The sequence below is a fragment of the Streptomyces sp. NPDC059037 genome (assembly GCF_042740015.1).
GTDB lineage: Bacteria > Actinomycetota > Actinomycetes > Streptomycetales > Streptomycetaceae > Streptomyces.
This window is the reverse complement of the sequence record NZ_JBHYIG010000376.1, coordinates 1-8,212: the sequence shown is the minus strand read 5'-3', so window position 1 is coordinate 8,212 and position 8,212 is coordinate 1. Positions and strand designations below refer to the sequence as shown.

At 70.4% G+C, this 8,212-nt stretch carries 5 protein-coding genes and 1 pseudogene; 5 read left to right on the top strand and 1 reads right to left on the bottom strand.

The annotated features are described in order from the left end of the window. The first annotated feature begins 89 nt into the window (after positions 1–89). The 3 genes from ACFWY6_RS42275 to ACFWY6_RS42265 all read left to right on the top strand — a co-directional run bounded on the left by ACFWY6_RS42275 (position 90) and on the right by ACFWY6_RS42265 (position 3,557). Complete coding sequence (locus ACFWY6_RS42275) at positions 90–1,361, top strand: sensor histidine kinase (protein WP_384702256.1); 1,272 nt, start codon at positions 90–92, stop codon at positions 1,359–1,361. Then, complete coding sequence (locus tag ACFWY6_RS42270) at positions 1,346–1,996, top strand: response regulator transcription factor (protein ID WP_266867722.1); 651 nt, start codon at positions 1,346–1,348, stop codon at positions 1,994–1,996. Before ACFWY6_RS42275 ends, ACFWY6_RS42270 begins: the two co-directional genes overlap by 16 nt. A 64-nt stretch (positions 1,997–2,060) precedes the next feature. After that, the gene (locus ACFWY6_RS42265) at positions 2,061–3,557 is read left to right on the top strand and encodes a DUF1996 domain-containing protein (RefSeq protein WP_384702251.1); all 1,497 of its coding nucleotides are present in this window, start codon (positions 2,061–2,063) and stop codon (positions 3,555–3,557) included. Positions 3,558–3,597: 40 nt separating this feature from the next. Here ACFWY6_RS42265 and ACFWY6_RS42260 read toward each other — a convergent pair whose 3' ends face one another. Continuing rightward, entirely contained in the window at positions 3,598–4,044 is a 447-nt protein-coding gene (locus ACFWY6_RS42260) for a hypothetical protein (protein WP_384702249.1), read from the bottom strand. Between the two features lie 112 nt (positions 4,045–4,156). Here ACFWY6_RS42260 and ACFWY6_RS42255 point away from each other — a divergent pair, with 112 nt between their 5' ends. Both ACFWY6_RS42255 and ACFWY6_RS42250 read left to right on the top strand, forming a co-directional pair. Then, positions 4,157–7,276, top strand: coding sequence for an alpha-N-acetylglucosaminidase (locus ACFWY6_RS42255; RefSeq protein ID WP_384702246.1), 3,120 nt, complete (start codon positions 4,157–4,159; stop codon positions 7,274–7,276). Positions 7,277–7,337: 61 nt separating this feature from the next. Next, positions 7,338–8,186, top strand: a pseudogene (locus ACFWY6_RS42250) (hypothetical protein); the annotation flags it as partial. Positions 8,187–8,212 lie beyond the last annotated feature (26 nt).

Genomic DNA, 8,212 nt, shown 5'->3' with positions numbered 1-8,212 from the left:
CCCCCTGCTCGGGTGCCGGACCCAATGCCCCGCACCGACCTCAGCGGAGAGAATGTGGCCATGACGCTGGAAGAGATGGGGACGGAAAAATGACGAGGGTCCGTGAATCCGTGACGGCGGGAGCCCGAGGGCTCTACCTGTCGGTCATCATGCTCGCCGGTTCGATCACCCTCTTCGTGCTGTCGGTCCTGTCCATCGCTTTCATCCCGCTGGGGATCGGCGTCTTCACGACTCCGATGGCGCTGACCGGCGTGCGCAAGTGGGCCGACCTGCGCCGCGCCCAGGCCGGCGCGTGGTCGGACGTACACATCCCGCGTCCTTACCGCCCCTTCCCCGCGGATCTGCGCAGTGGCGTCACCGGGCAGGTGGAGCGCACCACGCTGATGCTGAAGGACCCGGCGACCTGGCGTGACCTGCAGTGGCTGCTCGTCGACATGACCGCCGGCTACGTCACGGTGATCTTCGCGCCGGCGCTGCTGCTCTACCCGCTGTACGGCTACGTCCTCGCCCTGGGCGTCTGGGAGCCGATCTACAACGCGGGCGGCGGCGACTGGTACGGCTTCATCCACGTCACCTCGCAGGGCTCCGCCAACATGGCGGCCCTGCTCGGCACCGCCCTCGGTGTCATCGGCATCTTCGCCACCCCCGCCATCCTGCGCGGCCACTTCCTGCTCGCCAGGACCCTGCTCGCCCCGACCGCCTCCATGCGGGAGCGCGAACTGGCCCAGCGCGTGGACCGGTTGACCGAGACGCGGCACGACGCCGTGGACTCGTCGGCCGCCGAGCTGCGCCGCATCGAGCGGGATCTGCACGACGGCGCGCAGGCCCGTCTGGTGGCGATGGGCATGGACCTCGGCACCATCGAGGCGATGATCGAGAAGGATCCCGCGAAGGCCAAGGAGCTGATCTCCAAGGCGCGGCAGAACTCCGGTGAGGCGCTGACCGAGCTGCGCGACCTGGTGCGCGGCATCCACCCGCCGGTGCTCGCCGAGCGTGGCCTCGGTGACGCGGTGAAGGCTCTCGCGCTGCGTCTTCCGGTGCAGACCGACGTGGACGTGGAGCTGTACGGCAGGACCGAGGCGCCGGTGGAGTCGGCGGCGTACTTCGCGGTGAGCGAGGCCCTGACGAACGCCATCAAGCACGCGGGCGCCGACCGCGTCTGGGTGGACATGCACCACGCGCAGGGCATGCTGCGGATCGCGGTCACGGACAACGGCAAGGGCGGCGCGTCCATCGGGGCCGGGTCGGGGCTGAGCGGGATCGAACGCCGACTCGGTACATTCGACGGCGTACTGGCCGTCAGCAGTCCGGCGGGCGGCCCGACCATGGTGACCATGGAGATCCCTTGCGAGTTGTCCTAGCCGAAGATCTCTTCCTGCTGCGTGACGGTCTGGTCCGGATGCTGGAGGCGTTCGACTTCGAGATCGCCGCCGCTGTCGAGACCGGGCCCGAACTCACCAAGGCCCTGGCCGAGTTGGAGCCGGACGTCGCCGTCGTCGACGTCCGGCTTCCGCCGTCCCACACGGACGAGGGCCTGCAGTGCGCGCTGGCCGCGCGGCGGGCACGGCCGGGCCTTCCCGTCCTCGTGCTCTCCCAGCACGTGGAGCAGCTGTACGCGCGCGAGCTGCTCGCCGACGGGAACGGCGGGATCGGCTATCTCCTCAAGGACCGCGTCTTCGACGCCGAGCAGTTCATCGACGCGGTACGCCGGGTCGCCGCCGGCGGCACCGCGATGGACCCGCAGGTGATCCAGCAGCTGCTCTCCCGGCGCTCGGCGGACCAGCCGCTCGGCAAACTGACGCCGCGCGAGCGCGAGGTGCTCGAACTCATGGCGCAGGGACGGTCGAACGCCGCGATCGCGGGGCAGCTCGTGGTGACGGAACGGGCGATCGCCAAGCACACGTCCAATATCTTCGGGAAACTGGACCTGCCGGTCTCCGACGACGACAACCGGCGGGTGCTCGCGGTCATCGCCTATCTCGATCAAGGTCGTTGAATCAGCCGTCGGAGAATTCCGGTTGTGATTGAACGGGGCGGACTCCTGTTGCGTACGTAGTCGCATGGGACGCACACCACGACGCACACAACGAAAGCGATCAAAGCTCGCCGGGCGGGCGATCGCCGCATCGGCGGCGCTCATCCTGGGCGGCGGCGGAATGGTCGCGGTGAATGTCTACGCGAACGCCGAGGAAAGCACCGATCCGCCCGTCTCCGCGCAGTCCGGCGAGCAGGGTTCCGGTCCCGGGTTTTCCACCATCAGCTGCCCGGACGTGGGAAATCAGCTGCCGGAAGTGCCGGACGGCGCTCGCGAGGACGTCGACCGGCGGCTCGCGGACCTGGACTCTCAGATCACCGCCGCCTACGAGAACTTCGCCGACGCACAGGACGCCGAGCAGGCCCAGGCCGTGCTCGGCCCGCTGGAGGAGGAGCGGCAGCCGGTCATCCAGGAGATCGGCGCGGCCATCGACCAGGCGGGCGGTCAGCCGCCCGACGGGCTCGACTCCATGGCGGCGTGCACCATGCGCGCCGGGGACGGGGCCGGGGACGGCGCCTGGGGCCAGCAGCCGCCCGAGGGAGGGCAGGACGGCGGCGCCGAGCAGCCTCCGGAGGAGGGAGGCGACGGCGGGCAGCAGCCACCCGGTGACGGTGACGGCGGGCAGCAGAACGGCAATGGTCCGGTGGCCGACGATTTCGTCGACATCAACTCCATTGAGCCCAATGTGAACCGCCCCGACAAGCAGGAGGGCGCATCGCGCGGGACGTTCATCACGAAATGCGGGACGAACGAGAACGGCAAGTTCAATCCGGACAATGTCATCGTCGCGCCCGGTGTGAGCAATGGCGCCCACCATATGCACGATTACGTGGGCAATCAGGCCAATGATGCCTTCGCGAGCGACGACGACCTCGCGAACGGTGACACCAGTTGCCGAAATCAGGGCGACAAGTCCACCTATTACTGGCCGGTCCTGCGACTGCAGAACGGACAGGACGAGGCCGACGCCGACGCGGACGGCGGCGGCAAGGACCAGAATGTCGGGGAGATCCAGACCCCGACGTCCGTCACCCTGAAATTCGTCGGAAGCCCGGTGGGCGACGTCGTCGAGATGCCGCGATTCCTGCGCATCATCACGGGCGACGCCAAGGCGTTCACCAATGGTGACGCGAACGCCAACGCGTCCTGGAGCTGCACCGGGTTCGAGGACCGGCAGCTGAAGGACAAGTATCCGATCTGCCCCGACGGCAGCAAGGTCGTGCGGACCTTCAACTTCCAGAGCTGCTGGGACGGACAGAACACCGACAGCGCCAACCACCGTACGCACGTGGCCTTCGCCGACCAGGAGAGCGGCGCCTGTCCACAAGGGTTCCAGGCCATTCCGCAGCTGGTGCAGCGCATCGTGTACGACGTGCCGCCCGGCCCCGGATTCGCCGTCGACTCGTTCCCCGAGCAACTGCACAAACCCGTCACCGACCACGGCGACTTCATCAACGTCTTCGACGAGCAGTTGATGCAGCGCGTCACCGACTGCATCAACGAAGGTCAGCGCTGCACCTGATCCCGATCTGCCGCGCTGACCCCCCGTAACCGCTGCGCGGTCAGCTCGTGCGGTGACCGGAGTGGCCCGAGTGCCCCGGGCCAGAGTCCTCGTGATCCCCACCACCGCTACTCCCCGAGTGGTGCGAGGCCTCCTCCACCGTCCCGCCGAGCCGGCCGCGCAGCCGCGCGACCACCTTCTGGTCGCCGACCGCGATCCACTTCTTGCCGATGAGGTACGTGCCGCCGTAATCGGCCGCCTCGTCGAGCCATTCGGCCTGGCCACGGGCGTTTGTAAAGGTTACGAGGACATAGCGGCGGGCACCGTTCCCACAGGTGGCCTGCCGCAGTTCGGCCGCGTCCGTCTGGATGTCGGGCTCGCACCGCGCCTTGGCCGCCAGCTGCTCCAGGCTGCCGCTCGCCGTCTCCGGTGCATCGTCGCCGTCCGAGCCGCCGCACGCCACCAGCAACAGCAGCAGTCCCACACCCATGCCTCGCGCTGCCTTCATCGTCCCACCAGTCCCTTCAGGCGATGCGAACTCGCCTTTTCCGTATGCACCGTTGAGCACGGGCGACCGCGCGGATACCGTGCGCCGCAGCGCTCGACCCAGGGGGGTACACATGACCGACCCGTCCCGACGTTCCGTGCTCGGCACCGCCGGAGCCATCGGCATCGGCTGTGCCATCAGCGGTATGGCCGTTCCGTCCCACGCCGCCGAAGGGCCCGCCAAGGGCCCCGCCTTCGATACGGATTCCGCGCGCTCAGCGCTCAACAGACTCCTGCCGCATCACGCGGAACAGTTCCGCCTCAGACTCGTCCCCGCGCAGGGCGGGAGGGAACGCTTCCGCGTGACCGGCACCACCGGGCGCATCGAGGTCTCCGGTACGACGCCGGCCGTGCTGCTCACCGGGGTCCACTGGTATCTGAAGTACACGTGCGGCGCCCATATCACCTGGAACGGCAGCCAGTTGGACCTGCCGCGACAGCTGCCCGCGCCCGCGCGGCCGCTGGAGCGGTCGACCGCGCTGCCGCACCGGTTCGCCCTGAACGACACCAACGACGGGTACACCGCGCCGTACGCCGACTGGGCGTACTGGGAGCGCATGATCGACGTACTCGCCCTGCACGGCTGCAACGAAGTCCTGGTGATCGCCGGGGCCGAGGCCGTCTACCACCGGCTTCTGAAGGACTTCGGGTACAGCGACGCGGAGGCGCGCGCCTGGCTGCCCGCGCCCTCGCACCAGGCGTGGTGGCTGCTGCAGAACCTGTCGGGTTACGGCGGCCCGCTGTCGACTGAAGTCATCGCTGATCGCGCCGAGTTGGGCCGCAGAATCGTGGACCGGCTGCGCGATCTTGGGATGGCCCCCGTCCTCCCCGGCTACTACGGACACGTCCCGGACGGCTTCGTGGCGCGCAACGGCGGGGACGCGCGGGTGGTGCCGCAGGGCAACTGGCACGGCTTCAAGCGCCCCGACTGGCTCGATCCGCGCACCTCGTCCTTCGCGCAGGTCGCCGCGTCCTTCTACCGGCACCAGGAGCAACTCTTCGGCGCCGCCGAGCACTTCAAGATGGACCTGCTGCACGAGGGCGGCACCGCGGGCGACGTCCCGGTGCCCGACGCGGCGCGCGGCGTCGAGGCCGCTCTGCGCAAGGCCCGCCCCGGTGCGACCTGGGTCATCCTGGGCTGGGAGGCCAATCCGCTGCCCGAGCTGCTCGACGCGATCGACCGGCGGCGGATGCTGATCGTCGACGGGGTCTCCGACCGGTTCACCCGTGTCACCGACCGCGAGAAGGACTGGGGCGGAACGCCGTACGCGTTCGGCACCATCCCCAACTTCGGGGGGCGTACGACGATCGGGGCGCGGGCGCACATCTGGAACGAGAAGTTCTTCGCGTGGCGGGACAAGGGCGGCAGCGCGCTGGCCGGTACGGCGTTCATGCCGGAGGCCACGGACCGCGATCCGGCCGCCTTCGAGCTCTTCTCCGAACTGGCGTGGACCCAGAAGCGGTTGGACCTCGGGGCGTGGTTCGCGGACTACTCCGGCTTCCGGTACGGCGGCCGTGACCGGGACGCGCGGGCCGCCTGGCAGGCGCTGCACGACACCGCCTACCGGCACACCGCCGTCGAGCGCAGCGACCCGCACGACTCGCTGTACGCCGCCCGGCCCGACCTCGCGGCCAACCGCGCCGCCGAGTACGCGCCGCGCGCGCTGACCTACGACCCCGGGCGCTTCGACGCGGCGCTCGCCGGTCTGCTCGGGGTCGCGCCCGCGCTGCGGGGCAGCGCGGCGTACCGGTACGACCTGGTGGACGTGGCCCGGCAGGCGCTGGCCCACCGCAGCCGGCAGCTGCTTCCGCAGCTTCGGGCCGCGTACGGCAGGAAGGACCAGGAGACCTTCCGTGCCCTTTCGACGCTGTGGCTGCAGCTGATGCGTCTGTCGGACGACGTGACGGCGACGAACTCGGCGTTCCTGCTCGGCCCTTGGGTGGACGCCGCCCGGCGGCTCGGCACGAACGACGCGGAGCGCGCCGAGTTCGAGCGGACCGCGAAGGTCCTGATCACCGTGTGGGGCGACCGGCCCACGTCCGACGGCGGGAAGCTGCACGAGTACGGCAACCGTGAATGGGCGGGCCTGATGGCCGACTTCTACGTCCCGCGCTGGCAGAAGTGGCTCGACGAGCTGGCCGACGCGCTGGCCGCGGGGAGGGAGCCGAAGGCGGTCGACTGGTTCGCGGTGGAGGAGCCGTGGACCCGCAAGCGCAAGGACTATCCGCTGCGGGGCACCGGCGATCCGTACCGGACCGCGGGGCGGGCCCGTGACGTCCTGGCCCGTGCCCCGTACCAGGGCTCCCTCGACGTGTCCGCGACACCGCCCGCCTTCCCGCCCGGTGGGCACGCGCGCGTGGAGGCCGTGTTCCGGAACGTCAACGGGCTGCGGGACACCGGCCGTGTCGACTTCGGGCTCAGCGGGATCGAGGCGGAACCGGACGGCGCGGTGTCGCTGCCGCGGGTCGAGGCAGGGGGCACCGGGAAGGTCGCCTGGCGGGCGCGGGCTTCGGGCGAACCCCTGGACCAACCCTTGCGGGCACTGCCGTACGAGATCGCCGTGCGGTACGGGCCGCGGGGCGAGGCACGGGTGCGGTCCGTCCACGAGGGGACGCTGTACGAGGCGGGTCCGGTGGGCGCGGACTGGAAGACGTACACCAACAATGCGGCGGTCTTCGGCGAGCTGGAAGGGCGGTACGCGATCAACGGGGGCGGGGCCGACCTGTGGAAGGGCACGACGGAGTTCGGGGCGCTGTACCGGGAAGGGGCGCTGCGGGACGGGGCCTCGGTGACGGTCCGGGTGGACACCCAGGACGCGACCGGCCCGTGGGCCAGAGCGGGACTCATCGCCCGCAACAAGCTGGGCGAGGCGGGCTCGCAGGGCTTCGTAAACCTCGCCGTGACACCGGCCAACGGGGTCGTGCTCTCGTACGACACCAATGGCGACGGAACGCTGGACACCTACAAGCGCATCACGGGGATCAAGGCACCGGTGCTGCTGCGGCTGAGCAGGGCCGGGGACGTGGTAACGGGGGCGTGCTCGACGGATGACGGGGCCAGTTGGCGGGTGGTGGCAGGCGTCACCGTGGCGGGTGTTGCGGGGGCGCAGGATGCGGGGCTGTTCATGAGCGCGACCAACGGGGGTGACGGGGGGCGCGGGACGGTGGAGTTCAGCGGGTGGGGCGTTGCTTGAGGGGTCACGCCTCGCGGGGTACAGCCCCAACGGCAAGTGACCATCTGAGGATTCGCTCGTTTTGCTGAACGTGTCGTCGCATGTGCAGTCCCCGGACCAGGATGCCCCCGGCATCGTAGATGTCGAGCAGGCCGAAGCCGCCCTCGTCGAGCACTACCCGCGTCTTGTGCGCCTCGCCTACCTGGTGCTGCCGCCCAGCCTCGGCCGCAACCGGCGGGTCCTGACCGCCCATTCGCTCACCCAGCGCGCGCTGCCCCGCAGCCGCACGTCACAGGACGAGGCGGCCGTCCCCGTACAACGCGGGAGGGACGGCCGCCACCAGGGCGATCCGGGGTACGCGTACGTACGCCTCCGCGTCGTGCGCACCGCCCTGGAGGCGGGTCTTCCGCTGCGCTGGACGGCCCTCCCCAAGCGCTCGCAGTTCCCGCCGCTGCTGCCCCAGGTCCGGGGCCTGCGCCTCTTCCCCCGCTCGGGAGGCGCGGACGAACTCGCCCTGGACCAGCGGCTTTCCGCCCTCTCCGGTGCGGCCCGCGCCGCCTACGTACTGCGCGGCCTGGAGCGCCTCGACGACGGCGACGTACGCAAGGTGCTCGACGCGGCGGGCGTCGACGACCCCGGTGGCGCGCTCGCCGAGGCGGACGGTGTCGAGGCGGGGTACGAACTGCTCGCATCGCCCGAGTTCGACCCCTGCTCGCTGCAGGCGCGGCCCACCGATCTGATGCGGCGCAGGCAGCACATGAAGGCCGCGGGTGTGGCGGTGGCCGCCGCGCTGGTGTGCGGGGCACTGCTCGGGCTCCCGGGCGACGGCTGGGCGCCGGACGGAGCCGCGGCTCCCTCGTACGCGAAGAATCCCGCGGGGCAAGCCGCCCTGGATCCGGGGAAGTTGACGTTGAGAGGTGCCGCCACGTGGTAGCGGTACGCAAGTTACGAAGTCTC